Origin of the sequence: Microcoleus sp. D2_18a_B4 (genome assembly GCF_036702475.1) — a bacterium.
Lineage (GTDB): Bacteria > Cyanobacteriota > Cyanobacteriia > Cyanobacteriales > Microcoleaceae > Microcoleus.
On sequence record NZ_JAUBTL010000077.1, the window covers coordinates 1 to 21,561 of the forward strand.

Here is a 21,561-nt window from a genome sequence, read left to right on the forward strand (position 1 = left end):
ACATAGTGGTAAATGTATAGCTGTCCCTAATTCCAGTACCGACAATAATGCCAGTGTCGTGCAATGGGACATAGTAGTAAAAGATAACCACAAATGGAAATTACAGGCTGTGTAGATAAGCTCTCAAAAATGCTTTGCCTATCTATGGCTAATAGCGGGATGATTGCAGGGAGGGTAAGGATTCAGGTCTGAAAGAAGGGAATGAGCGAGCGGCATAGCCAAGTCACAAGAATGGGCAGAAATAGCATCACGGAAAAAAGCCATTACTGAACGAGTTTGAAAACGACAGGTTTGAATCACACTCAGCAGATTAGCCGTTTCCTCAAATCGTTTCATCGAACGAGAGCCGCCACAAACTTTCCGTTTAGTTACAGCTAGCCGTAGAGAACGTTCTGCTAAATTATTATCCGGAGGAACCGAGGGGTCATATCATGTCCGGTCGATTACCCGAAATCAGGTAGGGGCGGGTTCACCAACAATATCTGCCAATAATTGACAATCTCAAAAACCCGCCCGGCCGGGATATTATGGTCAATCGATCGGACATGATATAACTCCTATTTCATATATTCAACCATCTGCTGTTCCAGCTTAGCCAACAATGTATCAACATCTGTTGCAGCTTCCTCAAAACAAACAGGAGGTTCAGGCTTAGGTTCAAAAAGAATCAACTTAATTTGACCTTCCCCGATCGCCAAAATCGCCACTTCCTTCTCAGGCTTGTGAGCGTTCAACACACCTACAACTTCCTGAATATGACTTTTTACTTGACGGTTCAACTCCTCAACCGCCTCTTTCTTACAATACACAAAACGCGCAGTTTCTGCAATATCAATTGCCAAAATTTCCTCGCTTTCCTCTCCCCTTTCCAGAAATAGCCCCCAAGCCAAAGCAGCCAATTCATGTTGATTAGCTTTCACAAATTTATCTAACTTGCGGCTCCAGCTATTTTCGTTGGGTTTGGACTCAGGGCTATCAAATAGAAACATTTTCTCTTCTTGTTTGTATAAACTAATATTTTACAGTCAGCAGTCAGTAGTCAGTTGGCAGTTGGCAGTTGGCAGTTGGCAGTTGGCAGTTGGCAGTTGGCAGTTGGCAGTTGACTGTTGTCATTAGTTACCCATGCCCAATAGCCCATCCCCAATTACAAATTAGCAATTCCCGGGAGCATCTCATATTTGCAAAAACACTTCTTTCTTCTTCCTTCTGACTCTTTTCTCCTGGCTCCTGACTCCTGACTCCTAATTCCAATTTCGAGCTTTGCTGCTTTCATTGAGATGCTCCCGCAATTCCCAATTACCCAAAACCGCTGCGTTTCTATCTTATACCAGATTGCACGCGCCAGAGCGCCGCATAAATTCCGTCCTGTTCGATCAGTTGTTCGTGCTGCCCCGATTCTACCACCAGCCCCTCTTCCATGACACAAATGCAATCGGCATTGCGGACAGTAGAAAGACGGTGGGCGATCGCAATTGTAGTGCGATTCTTGGTAATTCGTTCGAGCGATCGCTGAATTGCCGCCTCAGTCTCGTTATCCACCGCTGAAGTAGCTTCGTCAAGAATCAAAATCGGCGGATTCTTCAAAACAGCCCTCGCAATTGCAATTCGCTGCCGCTGCCCCCCCGACAACTTTTGACCGCGTTCCCCTACAATAGTGTTGTAACCGTCCGGCAATTGTACGATAAACTCGTGCGCTTCGGCAATTTTAGCAGCATTTACTATCTCTCGATTGTTAGCCTCAAAACTGCCGTAAGCAATATTTTCTGCCACCGTACCGTGAAACAAAAACACATCTTGACTCACCAATCCGATCGCTCTGCGTAAGTCTTTTAAATTCAGGCTATTTAATTCTATACCGTCGAGATAAATATTGCCGTACTGTACCTCGTACAGCCTCAATATTAGTTTCACCAGCGTACTTTTTCCCGAACCAGTAGCCCCAACAATCGCAGTAGTTTTTCCCGCCGGCAGAGTCAGGGAAAAATACTGCAAAATCGGTTTTCTTTGATTGTAAGAAAAAGTAACATTTTTAAATTCTAGCTCACCCTTAATCGAACTAACAGGCCGCCGGATATCACCCGTGCGAATTGCGATCGGAGTATCCAACAAATTCATCACCCGATTAGTAGAAGCCATAGCGCGCTGGTATTGATCCAGAGTATTTCCCAGGCGAGTCAGAGGCCACAGCAACCGCTGGGTCAAAAACACCAAAACGCTGTAAGTTCCCACAGACAATCGGCCCGCCACAACCTCCAAACCGCCCAGAAATAGCGTTGCAATAAACCCTAAGAAAATCACAACCCGAATCAGCGGAATAAAAGCTGCCGAAAGTACGATCGCCCGTCGGTTGCTTTGGCGGTAAGCTTGGCTTTGTGTTTCGATGCGCTGAATTTCATAATCTTCGGAAGTAAAACTTTTAATAGTAGTAATTCCCATCAAATTATTAGATAGTTGCCCGTTCAGAAAACTCACCTTTTCCCGCACATCAGCATAGAAAGGAGCGAGGCGATTTTGAAAGGCGATCGAACCCCAAATAATAAAAGGTATCGGCAGCATTGACAGCCCAGCAACAAGAGGAGAAGCAGCAAAAAAAGCCGCACCAATCACAACAACCGTTGTAATTACCTGAATCACCTCATTAGCGCCGTCGTCCAAAAAACGTTCGAGTTGATTGATATCATCGTTGAGAATAGAAATCAAACCGCCCGTGCTGCGTTCTTCAAAATAAGCTAATTCTAATTCTTGCAAATGGCTGTAAGCTTCCAGACGCAAATCGTGTTCAATATCCTGAGCCAAATTGCGCCACAAATAATCATAGGCATATTCAAAAAGAGATTCCAACGTCCAAACAATCGCGCTCAAAAGAGTAATAAGAGCCAGTTGCCAAAAGACATCTTTTATGCCCCATTGAGCGAGGATAGAATCTTGCTGTTTCACCACCACATCAACGGCAATACCGATTAATGCTGGCGGCGCTAAATCAAAGAATTTATTCAGCAGCGAACAGATACTTGCCAGCCAAGCTTTCAGGCGGTAGCGGCGCCCGTACTTCAGCAGCCGCTTTAGGGGATGGACAGGTTTTGATGGATTTGGTGACAATTGAGGATTGGGGGTAATTGGGCAATTTTTAGATTTTGCACTACTCTCACAGCTTTAGAAACGGGCAATATGCCCGTTCCACAACTAAGAAATTGTCTTTTATAACAGGCTAAAAGCCTGTTCCGAACGGGCTCTCCGGCCCGTTCCACAACTAAGAAATTGTCTTTTATAACGGGCTTTTCCCCTGGTTTAGACACCAGTTATTAAAAACGGAGAAATAGCCCCAGGCTACGCTTTAAATGTTAACACTCGCTTTATTTTAGCGACTACACCAACTATTTGGGCATCCACCTGAACGTCAATTACTGGTTGAATTGGCTGGTAAATTTGGGATCACAAGTTGTAATTCTGTCTCGCTTGTTGAGTCAGCTTCAGCTTGTGTTCGAGACTTTGCCAATTTTCGGCTTCGATATCGCTGATGAACTCGTCGAGACTGTCGCGGTAAAGAGAGAGCGATCGCAATAATTCCTCTCGATTGTACTTTGCCACCATCACTCCCAGTTCGGGATTGCCACCCCCCACCCGGCTCGTGTCCCGAAAACCCGAACTCGCCAAATGTTGGGCTAAATTCACAATATCCCGATCGCCCTCTCGATCGCACGCAGCAACCAGCGTCGCGCTCGCCATGAGCGGCAAATGAGAAATCCAAGCCACAGCTCGATCGTGCTCGATCGGATCGCACCGGTAAACCGACGCACCCAGCAACCGCGCAATTTCCTCAACCTTATCCACCGCAAGCGCCGGCGTCTGAGCCTGCGGCGTCACCACATAAGGCCGGCCCACAAACAAATCCGGCACCGCCGCCTCAATTCCGCTTTCAGCAGTCCCCGCCATCGGGTGTCCCCCCACAAAATTCGGCCACAGAGGAGACACAGCCTGTACTATGGGTGTTTTTACGGAACCGACATCGGTTACAATAGTATCAGGGGAAAGATAGGGCACCAACTCTCGGACGATCGGCTCGATCGACCCCAGCGGCGTGCAAATAAAAACCACATCGGCTGCTGCCATCAGAGACAGGTTTATGCTGGCTTCATTGACAACACCGCGAGCTTGCGCCCGATGGCAAGTCTGCTGCCGACTCGAAACCCCAAAAACATTAAACCCGCGCGATCGTAAATCCAGCCCGATCGAGCCACCAATTAAACCCAGTCCTACAATACCGATATTCATAGCAATAAAATGGGGATATTTGATACGGTGCCGCCCCCATGACAGTCGAGGAACTCCTGAAAAAATATGCCGCCGGAGAAAGAGATTTTGCCGGAATCAACCTGACTGAGGCCAACCTCAGCGGCGTCAACTTGAGCGGAGCCAACCTCAAGGGTGCGAATCTGAGTGTAGCAAACCTGAGCGGAGCCAACCTCAGCAAAACCAACCTCACAGGTGCCAAACTCAACATCGCCAGACTCAGTGGCGCCCATCTAGGCGGCGCCGACCTCACCGACGCCGACCTCAACGTCGCTTACCTAGTGCGAGTTGACCTCAAAAAAGCCATACTCACAGGGGCCAAACTGATCAGAGCCGAGCTCATTCGAGCCGAACTCAGCGGTGCAAACCTCAGCGGCGCAAACCTCAGCGGCGCCACCCTCACCGAAGCCACCCTTCGAGGAGCCAACCTCGCTCAAGCCAACCTTCGAGGCGCTCACCTCAGCGGCGCGTGCTTGACAGAAGCCAACCTCGAACAAGCCAACCTGCAAGGAGCCGACCTCAGCCGAGCCGACCTCAGCGGCGCCGACTTGCGAGGCACAGAACTGAGACAAGCCAACCTCACTCAAGCCGTACTCAGCGGCGCCGACCTCAGCGGCGTCAATTTGCGCTGGGCCATCCTCAGCGGCTGCAATCTCCGCTGGGCCGACCTCAGCGAAGCCAAATTGAGCGGTGCCGACCTCAGCCGAGCCGACCTCTGCCACGCCAACTTGCTGAATGCCAGCTTAGTTCACGCCGACCTGTCAAATGCCTATCTGATTCGCGCCGACTGGATTGGAGCCGACTTAACCGGAGCCACCTTAACCGGAGCCAAACTTCACGCAGTTTCGCGACTGGGCATCAAAACCGAAGGCATGACCTGCAAGTGGGTCGATCTCAGCCCCAACGGCGACCACAGCCAAATTTACTGGTTGAACTCGGGAGGAACCCAGGAATTTTTTCACGAAACCTTGCCCACAGTTCGGATTGTGATTGACTCGCCCTTAGACCAAGGCGCTCATTTTGCGCTAGCTGCAACTTATTACCAAATTGCCCAACAATACCCGAGTTTAAGTCAGCCTCCCACGATCGAAGTCAGCTCTAGGCGCACCGTACTCGCGTTTAAAATGGACAGTGACGATAAATTATTTGCCACCGCTTACGTGGCCATCATTCCTTTTAACGACGCTGCCATAACTCAAAAAAACCTAATAGCTTTGATGAAAATGATTCAATCCCACGATGCAGGCAAACTTAACGTCAAAGAATCTAAACACGTCCAGTTATGCAGCAAAGCTCTCAACCAAGCTATCAGCAAAGTAGACCAAATCAAAATTTCCAGTTCTTTTCCCAAAATCGGCGAAAGCATCAATTTTTTTCAAATTCCTACACAGATGCTCTTAATTAATTCCCGCGACCAAAGACTCAGCGTATATCACCACCCAGCCTTCGGCAAGCGCCTGATTAAAAAATACGACCCAAGTAACTCAACCTCTGGTAAGTTAGCCGAAAGCACAAAATTGGCTCAAACTAATATCAGTAGCATTTTGGATTTTATAAAAGGCTTCCACAATATAGATGTTTAGGCATATTGCATCAAGTTACAAAAAATGCTTATTCTAGTTTAAAGGTTGGCACAACAAAGCTTTGTTCTAGCTAACACATCAGGGAAATTGAAAAGCATGGATGCCGAAGAACTCATCACCAAATATGCAGCAGGAGAAAGAGACTTTACTGCCATTCTCCTTTGCGAGGCAAATCTCAGCAGGATCGATCTCAGCGGGGCTAATTTCAGTGAGGCAATCTTGAGCCTCACCAACATGAGCGGCACCAATCTGTCAAACGCCAACATGAGAAAAGCCAAACTCAATGTTGCCAGACTCAGCGGTGCTAATCTCCACAAAGCCAACCTCAGCGGCGCTATCCTCAACGTGGCTAACTTGATTCGAGCCGACCTCAGCGAAGCCCAACTCGTCGAAGCTACAATGATCAGATCCGAACTGATCCGAGCAAACCTCAGCAGTGCAAACTTGAGCGGGGCAAACCTCAGTGAAGCAGATTTGAGAGAAGCAACCCTCAGAGAAGCCAATCTAGAGCAAGCCGACCTCAGCGGGGCTCACCTTAGAGGCGCTTCCCTAACCGCGGCCAACTTGGAACGGGCTAACTTGCACAGAGCCGACCTCAGCAGGGCAGACTTGCGAGGAGTCAACCTCTGCAATGCCGAACTTAGACAAGCTAATCTGTCTCAGGCCAACCTCAGCGGCGCTGACTTGCGAGGCGCTAATCTCCGGTGGGCTGACCTCAGCGGGGCGAACCTGACCGGCGCTGACCTCGATGAAGCGAGATTGAGCGGGGCCAACTTGTACGGGGCAAATTTGAGCAATGTCAATCTGTTGAACGCTACTCTGGTACACGCGGATTTGACTCAAGCGAATTTGATTCACGCTGATTGGGTGGGCGCAGATTTGACGGGGGCGGCCCTGACGGGGGCAAAAATTTACGCGGTGTCTAGGTTTGATGTGAAAGCAGATGACATTACCTGCGATTGGGTTGACCTCAGTCCTAACGGCGATCGCAGCCACATTCAGCGCTTTACCCCAGAAGAATCTCAAAGGTTTTTCAATGCTACACCGCCGACAGTTCAAATTATTGTCGATCGACCCCTCGACCCGGATGCTAACTTTGTCCTTGCAGCTACCTACCGCCAAATAGCCCGTCAATACCCTGCTTTGAGCCATCCTCCCAGTATCGAAGTTAATTCCAGACGCACAATCATATCATTTAAAATAGAGCAGGACGATCAACTATTTCCCACAGCTTTCGTTGCGATTATTCCCTTTAGTGATGCAGCATTTACTCAGAAAAATTTGATTACTCTCATCAAGATGATTCAACCCCAAAGTGGTAATAACCTGGGCGTCAGAGTCTCAAATATGGTAGTGCAATTAAACGTAGCCATGACCAAAACAATGAGAAAAATAGGGGAAATGAAAATTCAGCCGATTCGCCTCGATCGCGAACCGATGTCAAGTTTTTTCCAATCGCCTACCCAAACTGTACTGGCTAACTCCAGCGCCGAAACTTTGATGATTCACTATCACCCAGATTTTGGCAGAAACTTGACAAATTTGCCGGGAGTCAACAAAACGTCTATCAGTCCTGCAATTAAAGCCCAAAGATTTACCACCCCGCCGCTAAATACGGTCATTGAGTTTGTCAAAAGCTTTTATCAGCTCGGTGAGTAAATACTATAAATTAATTTGATATCATTTCTATTCATGCCCTATAAAAGTTAGCCAATTGCCATTTCATTCAACTAAAAAAAATGGAAGCTGAAGAACTGCTCAAACGATTTGCACTCGTCAAGAGATACACAGAAGGCGACAGAGATTTCACAGGAATCAACCTAAATGAAGCTAATCTCAGCCGCATCAACCTCAGCCAATCAAATTTAAGGGGGGCTAGCTTATTTGTCACCAACCTCAGCGGCGCTAACTTGAGCGACGCTAACTTGAGCGACGCTAACTTGAATGTGGCTAGACTCAGCAGTACCAACCTCTCGCGGGCAATCTTAAACGGGGCTACTCTCAACGTAGCAAACTTAGTCAGAGCCGATTTAAGTGCAGCTCAATTAATCCGAGCCTCCCTGATTAGAAGCGAATTAGTCCGCTGCGAACTCAGCAAAGCTAACTTCAGCGGTGCAAACCTGACTGAAGCAGATTTAAGAGAGGTAAAACTGACGGAAGCTAACCTGTGCGGTGCTAATCTTTCCGGTGCAAATCTCAGAGGTGCTTCGGCTGCTTCAGCTAACTTTCAAGAAGCTAACTTGCATGGCGCGGATTTGACGAAAGCAGAACTTAGCGGCGTCAATTTGAGCAATGCCGATATGAGACAAGCTTCTTTGCAACAGGTGAATCTCAGCAGTGCCAATTTGAGCGGAGCTAACCTAAAATGGGCTGATTTGACGGGAGCTAACCTCAACGGCGCTGATCTGAGCAGTGCTAAATTGAGCGGAGCTAACCTTAACGGAGCAGATTTAAGAAATACTAATTTAGCAAGTGCTAATTTCGTTCACGCTGATTTGACAGAAACAAATTTGATTAATGCAGATTGGGTGGGCGCTGATTTGAGGGGAGCAACTTTAACAGGAGCAAAACTGTATTTGGTTCCTCGATGTGGCATCATCGCAGATGATATTACTTGCGAGTGGGTTGACCTCAGCCCCGCTGGCGATCGCACTCAGATTCAACAATTTAATTCGCCGTCAGAATCGATAAAATTTTTAAGTCACACGCCTGGGTTAGTGCAAATTGTGGTTGACGCACTTTTAGACTACTCAGCAAACAGCACTTTAGCAACAGCTTACAGCGAAATAGCTCGGCATTACCGGGCAATGAATTTTCCTCCTAATATTGAAGTCGGCTACCGCCGCACAACTCTAACTTTTAGATTTGAGAGCGATGAGCATTTATTGCCAGCAGCTTTTTTAGCGATTCTTCCTTTTAAGGATGCTGTACAAACTCAGAGAAATATTATGGTTATTGGCAAAAATATCGAAAGTCAAAATTTGGATGAAAAACGAATATTGCAGTTGCGTAAAGCATTGAGTATAGCTACAGATCAGTTAAATGAGTTGATAAATTTGGTCTCTAATATATCACGGGTGAGTCAGCCAACAAAGTTTTTTGAGTCACCTACCCAAACTATTTTAATTAGTTCGGGACAGGAGAGTTTGATGGTGAATTCTCACGGGAATTTTGGGAAGGGAGGTGCAACTCATCAGGAGAATAAATTCTGTTTGCCTATCGGTCAAAAAGTAGTTGATTTTCTGGCCAGTTTTGATTATGTTGATTGAGAAATGTCAATTTTAAAACCGATTGATTGAGGTAGAAGTCCACAATTCGCTACTCCGCTTCCTGCGATCGAACTCCGAGCCGCACTGGCCCCACCATTTAACGATGGCGCGGCTCGTGGCGCGGGCTTTGCGCTTGGGGCGCAGCGCTCTGATCCAAACGGGGCTTCCTGCTGGAGCTTACCGACAGCGGTATCGAGTCAGCTATTTGATGCCGATTTTGATGTGGTCGGAGCCTGTGATTTTGGTGGCGCCGACACGGCTGATCGAGCATTTGAGAGCAGTGGAAATTCCGCGTTTGCAAGAGTGGCTGCAAACTGATAAGTCGATCGACACTTATTCCGATAATGCCACTGGACGAGGATTGATGCTAGTAGATCCGCAGTCTTGGCTGGCGGCTCGCTTGGCGGGGAATTCGGAACTTCACAGCAATATTCCGACAATTATCGACGGTGTGGATGACTTGGAAGTTTGGACGCGCCAGCAATTGACGGCGTGTTTGCAACCTGCTGACTGGAATGATTTAATGCAATCTCAGCCTTTGGAAGCCGATGCAATCCTCCAAGGGCGGGTACTGCTAACGCGGGCTTTCTTTCAGCATCCGGCGAAACCAGAGGAGTGCTATTTGCTGGAAACCGCAGAGCAAAAGATATTGGAGGGGCTGTTTGAAAGGATCGAGCCAAATTCGCTGATTCCGGCTGCTTGGAGCAATTTTTGGCAGCGGTGGGAAGCAAACGGAACACTGCGGTGGACCGAAATTCATCGGGAGGCTGGCTCATTTTCTCTGTTCTGCGCGCCGGTTCAGGTGGCTGAGGTTTTGAGCAAAATTTGGGATTGTCAGCCTGTGGTGTTGATTGGGGGGGCGGTGGATGTGGAACCGAAGGCTCCGATCTTCCGGCAAATGCTGGGACTGCCAGAATTGACGAGCGTTAAGTTTTCGCCCGATCGACAAAGCGAATTAATTCAACTGTATATTCCCAACTGGCTGCCGCTGCCAAATACGCCGGAATTTCAGGGTGTTTTAATGGAAGAAATTCGGACTTTGCTGTTGATGAGCGCGTCGGTGGCGGGTTTAACGGTGCTGATTGTGGGTGATGTACCGCTGAGGGCTCGGCTGGCGGCGATTTTGGCTTCTGAGTTCGGTTCTCGCGTGCAGGTAGAAAAAACAGATGTGGGCGAGAATGCGATTTTGGTGACGGGGTGGGAGTTTTGGCGGGAACATCAGGGGGAATTGAGGGCGCCTCACTTGCTGGCGATCGCAACTTTGCCGCTACCTTCTTTGGAGAATCCTTTGGTGACGGCGCGTGTGGCTTATTATAAGGAACGGCGCAAGGATTGGTTTCGGTTGTATTTGCTGCCGGCGGCGCTGAATGAGTTGCAACGGGCGATCGCGCCGGTGCGAGAACGTCAAGGGGTGGTGGCGATTTTCGACAGCAGGGTGATTCACCGCAGTTATGGACAGCAGGTTTTAGCGGCTTTGAGTCCTTTTGCGAGGATTGATTATTTGGATACGACTTGGCTGACCCAGGCTTGAGATGACCTGTTGGCGTATAATTTGGTTAGGTATTGAGTTGAAATCTAATTTAGTAGACAAAGATTATGGGTGAAGCTAAGCGTCGCAAAGAGTCGATCGGCGACGAATACGGTAAAGAAGAGCGCATCGTTCCCTGGCTGCCAATCACGAAAACCCAAAGCGAAGATTTTGTGAAGTGGACAAGTCGCGGAAGCTGGATCGGGATTAGTCTTTTGGTGGCTTGGTGGATTGTAGTGCGGTTTGTCGGCCCGTCGGCGGGTTGGTGGCAGGTTAACTGATGCCAGACTCGACAAATGCCTGTATTCTTGGCATTGTGTCGAGTTTAACTGGGAAACCAGCGGCTGAATTTTTAGGAAAAATTTAGTTGCAAATTTGGACTTGGTATGGTATCTTAATTATCTGCGGGCAATTAGCACAGTGGTAGCGCACTTCCTTCACACGGAAGGGGTCACAGGTTCAAATCCTGTATTGCCCATCAAATTTATTTTCTGATTCCTCTTATTTCTTAGTCCCCCTCTGCTGGGACAAAATTTTTTGTAGCCGCGGTTTCAACCGCCCTCAGCTTCTTAAGCTTCAACATATTCGCAAATAGAGACAGGTTCGGGAATAGGAAAAGCATCCTCTTGTAGTCCTTCAATATGAAATGCGATCGCCTCTTTAATTAAATTTCTCACCTCTTCTAAACTTTCAGCCACAGCTACACATCCAGGTAAATCGGGAACATAAGCACCGTAGCTAGTTTCACCCTTCTCAATTACAACAGCATAACGCATTAATCTTCCTCCTCTTCTAGTTGAGCTTGCCGCCAAACACTTTTAAGCGTACCAATTGGGATATCAACGCCTAAATTACCTGACACCGTGACAGTCCCAGCCTTTTCTGGGTGTTTAAATTGACGATGACTGCCCTTTGTTCTAGCTAAATACCAACCATCATCTTCTAACATTTTAATAACTTCTCTAACTTTCATTTTTCATCTATAAAACTCATCAACTCCCGCACTTCTATCCCCCTAATATGCTCTAACTTCCGCAACCTCTCCATTGTAACCTGCGCCGCTGATAAAAAACCTCATCCTGCTTTGGGTTCCAGAGTTCCGACGATGGTAATCTCTCCCAAATTGGGTCAACCGGCGATCGAAGTTCAGGGTCAGTTAGCATTACCAGTCAATAAATACGTATTGTTTAAATGTTGAAATTACAGCTCGTTTAACGAGAAATAAGATCCTCAAAAGTTTCTCTTACAATTTGCTTTTGACCAGATTTGCTCTGCGCTTTTGCTGTTAAAAATAACCACCAATCTTTCAAATTAAACAACGTCCATCCTGTATGTTTAAAACTTATAGTAGAATAGATGTCTTTTACCCATTCTTTAGTTGAATAATGATGAGAAAAGCTGCAATCTTTAAATGATGAATATGGTGCCAATTCTTTATTAAAAAATCCCAGTATTGTATCCTTAAATCCCCTCGTCATCATATCAAATACTGGGTAGGGGGCAATCGGAGCCAAATATGGTGGAGGCATGGCAATATCTATATTATTATATTTCCCTGCCTCATCAATCGACGCCAGCGTCAGTCCATAAAAGGTCCGCTTGATAGTAGTATAAAATTCATCATCTTTATATTCTACGTTGTCCCAATTTTGCACCAATAGCGATGCTAGCCTTTTGATAATCGGATGTTTGGGCTTGGCTCCAATCATACAATTTTGCAAAAAAACCGCTGTCTCCATTGTGGCAAACATAGGAGGTAACATACCAGCAAAGAAGTCATAGCAATAAACAAAAACATCCAACGGCTTTAAACAAATACAATCGCAGTCAGCATATATTCCCCCATATTGGTACAAAATATCGTATCGCAGTACATCAACTCGTTCACCTAGAGTCAAAGCTTTGTCAAATAAAAACTTAAGATCTTCGTTGACAAAGGTATAGTTTTTTACCTCTTCATTAGTCCAAAATTTATACTCCCAATCTGGATGTTGTTCTCTCCAAGTTTTTTGGTATTCTTGTAATTTTGAAGGAATCTGACGGTTGCCAATCCATATCTGATGAATAATTTGGGGAATTTTGGGATTATCTTGAGGTTCAACCTTTAAAAAATGGTTCTTTTCATATAAGGTTTTAAAAAAATTGAAAGATTCTAGGTTCTGACCCTTATACTTTTCAATCTGCCTAAAATACCCCGTTCCTTTGCCCATAGCAATGTCAAAATCAACATAGTATTTTTGTAATTGTTCTTTTAACAAAGCTTGGTCCAATAACATATTTTTATACTGAGTCAGTTTTTACTACAAAATCAACCAGGCTAGAATCAAGAATATACTATGCTGCGAATTGTGCGGTAAACTTAATCAGGTCATCTACCTGTTTCTTAGTAAACCACAGCTCCACAGCATCCTCCCCAAACCTGTTTAATGGCTCCTCATACAAATCCGCCACCTCAAACGGGCGTTTCTTCAAAAACACATTCTGCACCGCCCTTAAAAACCAAATCTGATTGGCGTTAAACTGCCGTTGGGCAATAAAATCCTCAAAATTCCGCCTTACCACCTCTTGATAATCCGGCAATGCCTCAATCTCGAACAACTCTCGCAGAAACGATAATAAACTATTCACCTTCAGATTAAACGCCTTGCGAATATTCGACTTCTACAACTGCACGTTTCCCCCATGCAACTCTTGCCTCAGTGTACGCTCTAACGCCACCAGTTGCAAGTCTGTCACCGCTTCCCCATTGCGAATTGCGGCAATTGTCGGGTGAGTCTCCACAATCTCCAACACTTTCCCCTCAACCCGCTGGCGGTATTCCTCCTTGATAATTAATTAGACAATTTTCAACAAGGCCAAAACAGCCGTAGCTTGCGGGGCGGGACCCGATCGCCCAAAACTCCCTTCTATACTACACATATGCTACACTAACATTGTAGCTCGTGCCCCGCAGGAGGTTCCCTCATGGCAAATGCCAATCTTCCTCAAAATTTCAACTTAATCCTACCCGCAGGAACCCAAATTGTCACCAAAATCGAAGTCAAAAACCCCGCCGACGACCAACCTTGGAAACCGGGATTAGTAGGTGTCATCGTTCAATCGCCTACCGACAATTCCCACGCATATTTAGTCAAACTTCCAGACGGAACAGAAGTTAGTCTGCGGCGGCACGAATTCAGTATCCGCAAGCAGTTTCAGAGCGAAGGATTGCAGTCAGGAGGAGATTTTCTTGCAGAATACAACCTCTATGATTCTGTAATTTACCGCTGCATTCTTGGTTCCAGAGCCTACGGTCTTGATAACGAGCAATCAGATACAGACAGACGCGGGATTTACCTGCCGCCGGCAATACTTCATTGGTCGCTTTACGGCATTCCAGAACAATTGGAAAACAAGAAAAATGAGGAATGCTATTGGGAACTGCAAAAGTTTCTAGTTTTGGCACTAAAAGCTAATCCAAATGTGCTAGAATGTTTGTACACGCCTTTAGTAGAAACTGTTTCTCCTGTAGCACAAGAATTGCTCGAAATTCGGGAAATCTTTCTTTCTCAATTGGTTTATCAAACTTACAATAGCTACGTTTTGTCTCAATTTAAAAAAATGGAGCAAGACCTCCGCAATACCGGGGAAATTCGTTGGAAGCACGCGATGCACTTAATTCGCTTGCTGCTGTCAGGAATTACGGTGCTCAAGGAGGGGTTTGTACCCGTTCGCGTGCAGGATTATCGATCGCAACTTTTATCTATCCGCAACCAAGAAATATCCTGGGAAGAGGTGAATCGCTGGCGGTTGAGTTTGCATGGTGAGTTCGATCGCGCTTTTGCTGCAACTAAGTTGCCAGAACGTCCTAATTACGAGAAAGCGAACCTGTTTTTGATTAAATCTCGTAGAGGTGCGATCGGGTAAAAGGGGCGGGTTTACGAGATCATTAATTTGAGACATATATGGTTGGTAAAACTCGCCCCTACAGGTATTTGCGATTGTTTAACCGGAATTGAAATTAGAATTGATAAAATGTTGAAAAAATGACAGAATACATCTCTAATCTCGCCCAAATTATCTCCGTTAAACCTTATCCGCTGCTGTTTGCGACTGTCAGCGGTTCGCACTTATACGGGTTTCCTTCCGCAGATTCTGACTTCGACTTGCGGGGAGTACACATCTTACCGCTATCGAAAGTAATTGGACTGATTTCGGGAGAAGAAACAATCGAAGTTTCTGAAGTTCGGGAGGGAATGCAACTCGATTTAGTAACTCACGACATCAAGAAATTTTTTGAGTTGCTGTTGAAGCGCAACGGCTACGTGCTAGAACAACTGTATTCGCCGCTGATAGTTTACAGTAAAAAGGAACACGAGGAATTAAAGGATCTCGCCTCGAACTGCATTACCAAGCACCACAGCCACCACTATCTCGGTTTTGCTAAAACTCAATGGAAATTGTTTGAGAAAGAACGCCCGCGTCGGGTTAAGCCGCTGCTGTACGTTTACCGGGTGTTGCTGGCTGGGATTCACTTGATGCAAACCGGGGAAGTCGAGGCGAATTTGGTGAAACTTAATGAGAAATTCCAGTTGTCGTATATTCCTGATTTGATCGATCGCAAGCTGGCTGGGGAGGAAAAATCTGTGCTGGAAGATACAGATATAGAATTTTATCAGCAAGAGCGCGATCGGCTAATTAATATATTAGAAGAAGCAAGTTTTACAAGTCATTTGCCGTCAAATCCTAATGCAAAAGTTGCTCTCAGCGATTTTCTGGTAAAGGTGAGGATGTCATCTGTGAACTAAGCTGTTCCACCTCTAATTAGTCTTTTGGTGCAGCAAGCACCCTACATATTAGTCGTAGGTGCGCCGAAGAGCGCAGCACCTCCAGTCCAGTACACATCAGTATCAAAGAAACCGGGTTTTTTATCCTGAGCAAAGGCCAGAATGCAGTATTTTTGTCGTCCATTAAACCCGGCTTTAAGTGATTTACCTTAATAGATTTGTGTTTGCTGCTTCGCTAAGGGCAGGGACGCCGATATTTTGATGAGCGGTAACTTGTGAGTGTTTTCCTGGTATGTAAATATTCCAACTTACCCCGCCTACATATGTCTTGATATATGAAATCAAGGCGTGGATAAATACAACGATGCCCAGCATTTCTAATGACTCTTCAATGGTTGTTACTATCACGTAGGATACATTCTCCGCTCCCGTGGTAGAAGCTAGGTATCCCCCTGGCATTTCCATCCCCATTGCTCCTCCAATATAAAGAGCGCAGGCTGCAGCAAATAATTTTCTTGTGGCTACAGGAAGGTGGAACACAAACTTACTGTAGGATAAGAGAAATATCGCTACTAGAAAACCAAAGGGCACAATCCAAGTAAAGTAAAAAACTCCTGTGGCATTTAGCACGCTTCGCAGGCCAATCAAATGTTCGTGCAATTGAGCAATTTCGTCTAAAGATAGACCTAAAAATATGAATGATAAAATTTTCCAGTGATTCTTGTAGCGATCGCTATCCAAATTTTTCACATGGGCGATCGCACCCAGCAAGAGAGAACTAAACAGCAATGCCAAAGATGAGTATATAGCTGGAATGTTCCCCTCGCCATCAACGTTGAATGCCATTGCCAAGAAGTCTCTAGACGGGTAATCCGGCAAGAAGTACAGGCTCATCCGACTTAAGAAAGAGAATACAACTAGACAGGTCACCACTCGAAGCAAAAATTGGGTGACAGCCCCAGGAGTTAGGGGAATTTGGAATTTCATGTTATCTTAACCGTTATCTTAAGCTTTGTTTAAGGGAATCTTATCAAACGATAAAAAAAATTCGGTCTACCCAAAGACGGAGAAGACTCCTCCTGGTGAAAGTCCTCTTTTTATAACCGTAGGATGATGGTAAGATTAAGGAATTTAGCAGAGTTCGATCGCCCTAAATTTTATTCTGCATAAATTTTTTTTGTTTCTTGAGAGGTAAATTAGATATCTCCCAAAATGAAGCTAAAATCCTTACTAAGGTTGAGTCGATATCTAAATTCGATCGATGTCTGCCAGAAAAACTCGGCTTCAGGAAGCCGAGATCCCTCAGTACCGAGGATTTCTGTAATAAAAGGCGATCACCGATCGAGAGTGACAACTATCAGATGAAATAACAGGCCGATCGCGATCGAGTGATGCCGCATCATTTGTTAACCTAGACTCCCCCCAGCGAGATCAAAATATCTCCTTGTCACAGTCAATTAGCTTTCAGTCAATTGCTTATTTCCGAAGTTTTCGCTGCTTTACTTATTTTTCATACCTGCGCGGCGTGTAAACCCAAACATCTCCATATTTACGGGGAATAATCCGAGTTTGACTCGAACCGACAATAACTAAAGTTCTCATGTCGGCGTCTTGCGGCTGGAATTCGCCGAGGGTGCAAACGCGCACAGATTGACCGGGCCGGCCGAGGTTTCGCCCTAGTATGACGGGGGTTTTAGCATCGCGACTTTGCAACAAAATCTCGATCGCTTTTCCGAGTTGCCAAATCCGCTGTTTCGAGATGGGATTGTAAAATGCCATAACTAAATCGGCAGCCGCAGCGGCCGAAATCCGCTGTTCAATGACCTCCCAAGGCTTGAGAATATCCGAAAGGGAAATCACGCAAAAATCGTGTCCGAGGGGTGCTCCGATCGCAGCAGCGGCCGCCTGCATGGCTGAAATGCCCGGTGCCACCCGAATATCAATGCCTTGCCATTCGGGTTTGGCATCAAAGTCGATCGCCTCAAACACTGCCGCCGCCATCGCAAAAATACCCGGATCTCCCGACGAAACCACAGCTACAGATTGACCCGATGCTGCTAAATCTAGGGCAAAACGGGCGCGATCGATCTCTTCGCGGTTGTCGGAATCGTGCCGCTTTTGCCCTTCCCGCAGGGTTCCAGCTAAGTCGAGATAAAATTTGTAACCCACCCAATCCGTGGCTTCGCGCAGAATTTCCTTAACCTCCGGGGACATCCAGGGCGCGCCTCCAGGGCCGGTACCGACGATCGCCAGTTTGCCGCGGCTAATTCCGATCGCCCTAGCATTTATGGGCTCGGCGGCCAGGGCGAGCGCGCAATTCAGGGATAAAGTGCGATCGCATTCGATTAACTGACTGTTTGCACCTGCAGCTCTCAGGGCAATTTGTGCCGCCTGATTTTCGATGAATTCAATTGAGTCTAATTCGACAAGTTCGGAGAGATTGAAAAAGCGGACTGGGACTTTAAAATATTGTGAAAGTGCTTCAAGTGCCGGATTTCCCATCTCATGTTTTAATGCAAAAAATCCAGCAACAGAAGCTGCTGCTAAATTTGTTTGGGCCAGTAATTCCTGCACGCAATACAGGGCTATTTCTGGCTGAATATTCGATAGGTTCGCGAGTGCAACTGCTGCAATTTGCGGATGGTAAACCAAACAATCTGGCGTCGGCGCAGTTGCTTTTTCGGTGACGCGGATAGTTAATTGGGCGTCGGGGGCGATCGGCAAATTGCTCTCGGAAAGCCAGCTTGCAACCCCTTCTAGGCGTACTTTTGCCCCGGCGAGCAAATTTGAAATAAAAGTCTTCGCGTCCTCTGGATTCGCCAAATAATAGCCTTGGGGAGGACTCAGCAACGCGGTGCGAAACCGAATATCTCCGGTTGTTGTAATTGCAGGTTGTACGCCGAGGGCTGCTGCAATCTCTCTGGCCAAATCATTAACGCCGTGCAAACCGCCCAGCAGAGGTACGACGGCGCTTCCGTCTTCTGCGACGGCTAAAACTGGCGGTTCGGCGCGTTTGTCTGACAGCAGCGGGGCGAGGGTACGGATGATTATTCCGGCGGCGCAGATAGCGACAATTGGGGTTTCTGTTGCAAATAATTCCCGCAATGTTTCGCCGAAGTTGCTAAAGTTGATGTCTGTGTTGGAAGTGCGATCGATTAAACCGTAAATCTGGGAACCGGGGAAATGTGCGGAGATTTTTTTGGCGATCGGCTGGCTGTTTTGACCTAAGATAACTATTGCGGGAGGAATTCGATTCACGGTTTTAATTATGTGTGTGTTTGGAGTGGTTTGATTATTTTAATATTTTGTTACTTTCAGAATAAATATTTGACGAACCGCGAAGGCGCGAAGGGCGCGAAGGAAAAGTAAGAAGTGAAGCAAGTAGTTTTTCTGTTTTATTAGTGGCACAGGCATCTTGCCTGTGATTTTCTGCAATTAGTCTATCATTAAAAGAAGCAAATATTTCGAGGTAGGGCTGTGAAACGCATTGTCTTAATTGCAGGGTTTGAATCTTTTAATGCTGATTTGTACCGCAAAGCTGCCGAGTTGGCTGTTTCTGGCTGTCAGGGATTGGAAGTGCGGGTTTTTAGCGATCGCGCCCTCGCAGACGAACCGGACGCTGTAGCCGCCGCCCTCTCGAATGCTGATGTGTTTTTCGGGAGTTTGCTGTTTGATTACGATGCGGTAATGTGGCTGCGGGAAAGGGTGCAACATATTCCGATTCGCCTGGTTTTTGAGTCGGCTTTGGAATTGATGAGTCTTACTCAAATCGGCGCTTTTAAAATTGGCGACAAGCCGAAGGGAATGCCGAAGCCTGTTAAGTTTATTCTGGATAAGTTCAGCAATGGGCGAGAAGAAGATAAGCTGGCGGGTTATATCAGCTTTTTGAAGGTTGGGCCGAAGTTATTAAAGTATGTGCCGGTGCAAAAAGTGCAAGATTTGCGTAACTGGCTGATTATTTATGGTTACTGGAATGCGGGCGGTGCGGATAATGTGGTCTCGATGTTTTGGATTATTGCCGAAAAGTATTTGGGGCTGAAGGTTGCAGAAATTCCGCCGCCTGTGGAAACTCCCAATATGGGTTTGCTGCATCCTGATTATAATGGTTATTTTGAATCGCCTCGGCAATATTTGGATTGGTATCTCGGTAATCAAAGTGCTAGGGGCGGGCAAGATGCCCGTTCCACAAAAGAGGCTAGACATCTTGATAGAAAGGCTTATAACGGGCAAGATGCCCGTTCCACAAAATTTGAGACTAATTTGTCTGAAAGTTTAGACCGGGTTTCTAACGGGCAAGATGCCCGTTCCACAAAATTTGAGACTAATTTGTCTGAAAATTTAGACAGAGGAAAATCCCCTGTTGTGGGCATCTTGCTTTACCGCAAACACGTTATCACCAAACAACCTTATATTCCTCAATTGATTCGCTATTTTGAAGATGCGGGAATTGTGCCTTTGCCGATTTTTATCAATGGCGTTGAAGGCCATGTGGCGGTGCGGGATTGGATGACTACTGCTGATGAAACTGCGCGGCGAAAACAAGGCAATATTGAAACTCTTTCGCTTTCTAAAGATGCTGTGGAAGTTGATGCGATTGTTTCTACTATTGGCTTTCCTTTGGTTGGCGGGCCTGCTGGTTCGATGGAGGGTGGAAGGCAGGTGGAAGTTGCTAAGCGCATTTTAACTGCTAAAAATGTACCTTATTTTGTGTCCGCACCTCTGCTGATTCAGGATATCCATTCTTGGACTCGTCAGGGGATTGGAGGTTTGCAAAGTGTGGTATTGTATGCTTTGCCTGAGTTGGATGGTGCGATCGATCCAGTGCCCCTCGGCGGTTTGGTGGGTGAGGATATTTATCTGGTGCCCGATCGCGCCAAACGCCTGACAAGTAGAATTAACAATTGGGTGAAACTACGCCAAACTCCGCCCTCGGAAAGGAAAATTGCGATTATTCTCTACGGGTTTCCTCCCGGTTACGGGGCGGCGGGTACGGCTGCTTTATTAAATGTACCGAAATCGCTGCTAAATTTCCTGCACAAACTTCAAGCGGCAGGTTATACGGTTGGAGAAATTCCGGCTGACGGTGAGGAGTTAATTCGCAGGGTGAAAGAGGCGGATGAATCTACGGGTGACGGGCAAGATGCCCGTACCACAAAAGAGACTGTTAATGTCAAAACTTTAGAAAAATGGCTGGGCTATCTGTTAACCAGTCGTATCGAAAAACAGTGGAAATCTTTAACGGGTACGGGCATTAAGACGGAGGGCGACGAGTTCCAAATCGGTGGCGTTCAACTGGGGAATGTTTGGATAGGTTTGCAGCCGCCGCTGGGAATTTCGGGCGATCCGATGCGCTTAATGTTCGATCGCGATTTGACGCCTCACCCTCAATATGCTGCTTTTTACAAGTGGCTGCAAAATGATTTGCAAGCTGATGCTGTGGTTCACTTCGGAATGCACGGCACTGTTGAATGGTTGCCGGGATCTCCTCTGGGAAATACTGGCTATTCTTGGTCGGATATTCTGTTGGGAAGTTTGCCCAATCTTTATATCTATGCTGCGAACAATCCCTCGGAATCGATGTTAGCAAAACGGCGCGGTTACGGTGTTTTGATTTCTCACAACGTGCCGCCCTACGGCCGCGCCGGCTTGTACAAGGAATTGATGGCTTTGCGGGATTTGATTGCGGAATATCGGGAAGATACGGCGAAGAATTATGTGCTGAAAGAGGCTATTTGTAAGAAAATTTTAGATAGCGGTTTGGAGGCTGATTGTCCGTTTGAGGATGCTCGAAAGTTGGGGATTGCTTTTAATTTTGAGAATGTGGGAATGTTCAGTGCTGATGCTTTTAACCGCTATTTGGTGAAGCTGTACGAGTATTTGCAGGTGGTGGAATGTCGCTTGTTTTCTTCTGGTTTGCACGTTCTCGGAGAACCGCCTAATTCTGAGGAAATGACCTCTTATCTTGAGGCTTATTTTGGGGAGAGGTTATCAGAGGAACAGGTGAAAGCAATTGTTTGGCAAACCAGCACAGGCAAGATGCCTGTGCCACAAACCAGCACAGGCAAGATGCCTGTGCCACAAACCAGCACAGGCAAGATGCCTGTGCCACAAACCAGCACAGGCAA

20 protein-coding genes, 1 tRNA gene and 1 pseudogene are annotated in these 21,561 nt (G+C 46.5%); 10 read left to right on the top strand and 12 right to left on the bottom strand.

Translation table 11 applies throughout. The annotated features are described in order from the left end of the window. Window positions 1-115: RICIN domain-containing protein (locus QUB04_RS32665; protein WP_445301101.1), on the top strand; the 115-nt coding region annotated here is incomplete at its 5' end. A gap of 23 nt (window positions 116-138) precedes the next feature. On the opposite strand, the pseudogene QUB04_RS32670 reads toward QUB04_RS32665, so the two are convergent. The 5 genes and pseudogenes from QUB04_RS32670 to QUB04_RS29065 form a co-directional block, all read right to left on the bottom strand. Beyond that, window positions 139-423 (bottom strand): annotated as a pseudogene (locus QUB04_RS32670) (hypothetical protein); the annotation flags it as partial. A gap of 134 nt (window positions 424-557) precedes the next feature. Beyond that, window positions 558-989 carry a beta-carboxysome assembly chaperone CcmS gene (gene ccmS, locus QUB04_RS29050; protein WP_333158913.1) on the bottom strand — a complete coding sequence of 144 codons (432 nt, stop codon included), beginning with the start codon at window positions 987-989 and terminating at the stop codon, window positions 558-560. A 155-nt stretch (window positions 990-1,144) separates the two neighbouring features. Then, window positions 1,145-1,273: a hypothetical protein gene (locus QUB04_RS29055; RefSeq protein ID WP_333144113.1), complete on the bottom strand. Its 129-nt coding sequence runs from the start codon at window positions 1,271-1,273 to the stop codon at window positions 1,145-1,147. A 44-nt stretch (window positions 1,274-1,317) separates the two neighbouring features. After that, a complete protein-coding gene (locus tag QUB04_RS29060) occupies window positions 1,318-3,099 on the bottom strand; it encodes an ABC transporter ATP-binding protein (RefSeq protein WP_333289863.1) in 1,782 nt (593 codons plus the stop codon). Between the two features lie 333 nt (window positions 3,100-3,432). Further along, entirely contained in the window at window positions 3,433-4,272 is an 840-nt protein-coding gene (locus QUB04_RS29065; RefSeq protein ID WP_333289865.1) for a prephenate/arogenate dehydrogenase, read from the bottom strand. Window positions 4,273-4,310: 38 nt separating this feature from the next. Between QUB04_RS29065 and QUB04_RS29070 the strand changes: the two genes are divergently transcribed. The 6 genes from QUB04_RS29070 (at window position 4,311) to QUB04_RS29095 (ending at window position 11,148) form a co-directional block, all read left to right on the top strand. Next, window positions 4,311-5,873, top strand: coding sequence for a pentapeptide repeat-containing protein (locus tag QUB04_RS29070; RefSeq protein WP_333289867.1), 1,563 nt, complete (start codon window positions 4,311-4,313; stop codon window positions 5,871-5,873). A gap of 96 nt (window positions 5,874-5,969) precedes the next feature. After that, complete coding sequence (locus tag QUB04_RS29075) at window positions 5,970-7,532, top strand: pentapeptide repeat-containing protein (protein WP_333289869.1); 1,563 nt, start codon at window positions 5,970-5,972, stop codon at window positions 7,530-7,532. 80 nt (window positions 7,533-7,612) lie between these two features. After that, on the top strand, window positions 7,613-9,142 hold the full coding sequence (locus QUB04_RS29080) for a pentapeptide repeat-containing protein (protein WP_333289871.1): 1,530 nt from the start codon (window positions 7,613-7,615) through the stop codon (window positions 9,140-9,142). A gap of 22 nt (window positions 9,143-9,164) precedes the next feature. Next, complete coding sequence (locus tag QUB04_RS29085) at window positions 9,165-10,673, top strand: helicase C-terminal domain-containing protein (protein WP_333289873.1); 1,509 nt, start codon at window positions 9,165-9,167, stop codon at window positions 10,671-10,673. Window positions 10,674-10,738: 65 nt separating this feature from the next. Next, a complete protein-coding gene (locus QUB04_RS29090) occupies window positions 10,739-10,951 on the top strand; it encodes a DUF2839 domain-containing protein (protein WP_333038618.1) in 213 nt (70 codons plus the stop codon). 125 nt (window positions 10,952-11,076) lie between these two features. Next, window positions 11,077-11,148 (top strand) — tRNA-Val (locus QUB04_RS29095). Between the two features lie 91 nt (window positions 11,149-11,239). On the opposite strand, the gene QUB04_RS29100 is transcribed toward QUB04_RS29095, so the two are convergent. From QUB04_RS29100 to QUB04_RS29120, 5 genes are all read right to left on the bottom strand, one after another. Continuing rightward, a complete protein-coding gene (locus tag QUB04_RS29100) occupies window positions 11,240-11,446 on the bottom strand; it encodes a type II toxin-antitoxin system HicB family antitoxin (RefSeq protein ID WP_236506884.1) in 207 nt (68 codons plus the stop codon). Continuing rightward, window positions 11,446-11,643, bottom strand: coding sequence for a type II toxin-antitoxin system HicA family toxin (locus tag QUB04_RS29105; RefSeq protein ID WP_333289875.1), 198 nt, complete (start codon window positions 11,641-11,643; stop codon window positions 11,446-11,448). Before QUB04_RS29105 ends, QUB04_RS29100 begins: the two co-directional genes overlap by 1 nt. 238 nt (window positions 11,644-11,881) lie before the next feature. Next, on the bottom strand, window positions 11,882-12,946 hold the full coding sequence (locus tag QUB04_RS29110) for a glycosyltransferase (protein ID WP_333289877.1): 1,065 nt from the start codon (window positions 12,944-12,946) through the stop codon (window positions 11,882-11,884). 58 nt (window positions 12,947-13,004) lie between these two features. Further along, window positions 13,005-13,322, bottom strand: coding sequence for a type I restriction-modification enzyme R subunit C-terminal domain-containing protein (locus QUB04_RS29115; RefSeq protein ID WP_333289898.1), 318 nt, complete (start codon window positions 13,320-13,322; stop codon window positions 13,005-13,007). 9 nt (window positions 13,323-13,331) lie between these two features. Continuing rightward, on the bottom strand, window positions 13,332-13,463 hold the full coding sequence (locus tag QUB04_RS29120) for a hypothetical protein (RefSeq protein WP_333289879.1): 132 nt from the start codon (window positions 13,461-13,463) through the stop codon (window positions 13,332-13,334). Window positions 13,464-13,634: 171 nt separating this feature from the next. Here QUB04_RS29120 and QUB04_RS29125 point away from each other — a divergent pair, with 171 nt between their 5' ends. After that, a complete protein-coding gene (locus QUB04_RS29125; protein WP_333289881.1) occupies window positions 13,635-14,576 on the top strand; it encodes a DNA polymerase beta superfamily protein in 942 nt (313 codons plus the stop codon). A 119-nt stretch (window positions 14,577-14,695) separates the two neighbouring features. Further along, window positions 14,696-15,457: a nucleotidyltransferase domain-containing protein gene (locus tag QUB04_RS29130; protein ID WP_333289882.1), complete on the top strand. Its 762-nt coding sequence runs from the start codon at window positions 14,696-14,698 to the stop codon at window positions 15,455-15,457. A gap of 183 nt (window positions 15,458-15,640) precedes the next feature. On the opposite strand, the gene QUB04_RS29135 is transcribed toward QUB04_RS29130, so the two are convergent. Together QUB04_RS29135 and cobJ are read right to left on the bottom strand one after the other, a co-directional pair. Then, window positions 15,641-16,330 (bottom strand): hypothetical protein, encoded by a 690-nt coding sequence (locus QUB04_RS29135; protein ID WP_333289884.1) that lies wholly within the window; start codon window positions 16,328-16,330, stop codon window positions 15,641-15,643. 609 nt (window positions 16,331-16,939) lie between these two features. Beyond that, window positions 16,940-18,694: a precorrin-3B C(17)-methyltransferase gene (gene cobJ / locus QUB04_RS29140; RefSeq protein WP_333289886.1), complete on the bottom strand. Its 1,755-nt coding sequence runs from the start codon at window positions 18,692-18,694 to the stop codon at window positions 16,940-16,942. 219 nt (window positions 18,695-18,913) lie between these two features. On the opposite strand from cobJ, the gene QUB04_RS29145 reads away from it, so the two are divergent. Further along, window positions 18,914-21,561, top strand: a 2,648-nt coding sequence (locus QUB04_RS29145) for a cobaltochelatase subunit CobN (protein ID WP_333289888.1), incomplete at its 3' end; no start/stop codon positions are given.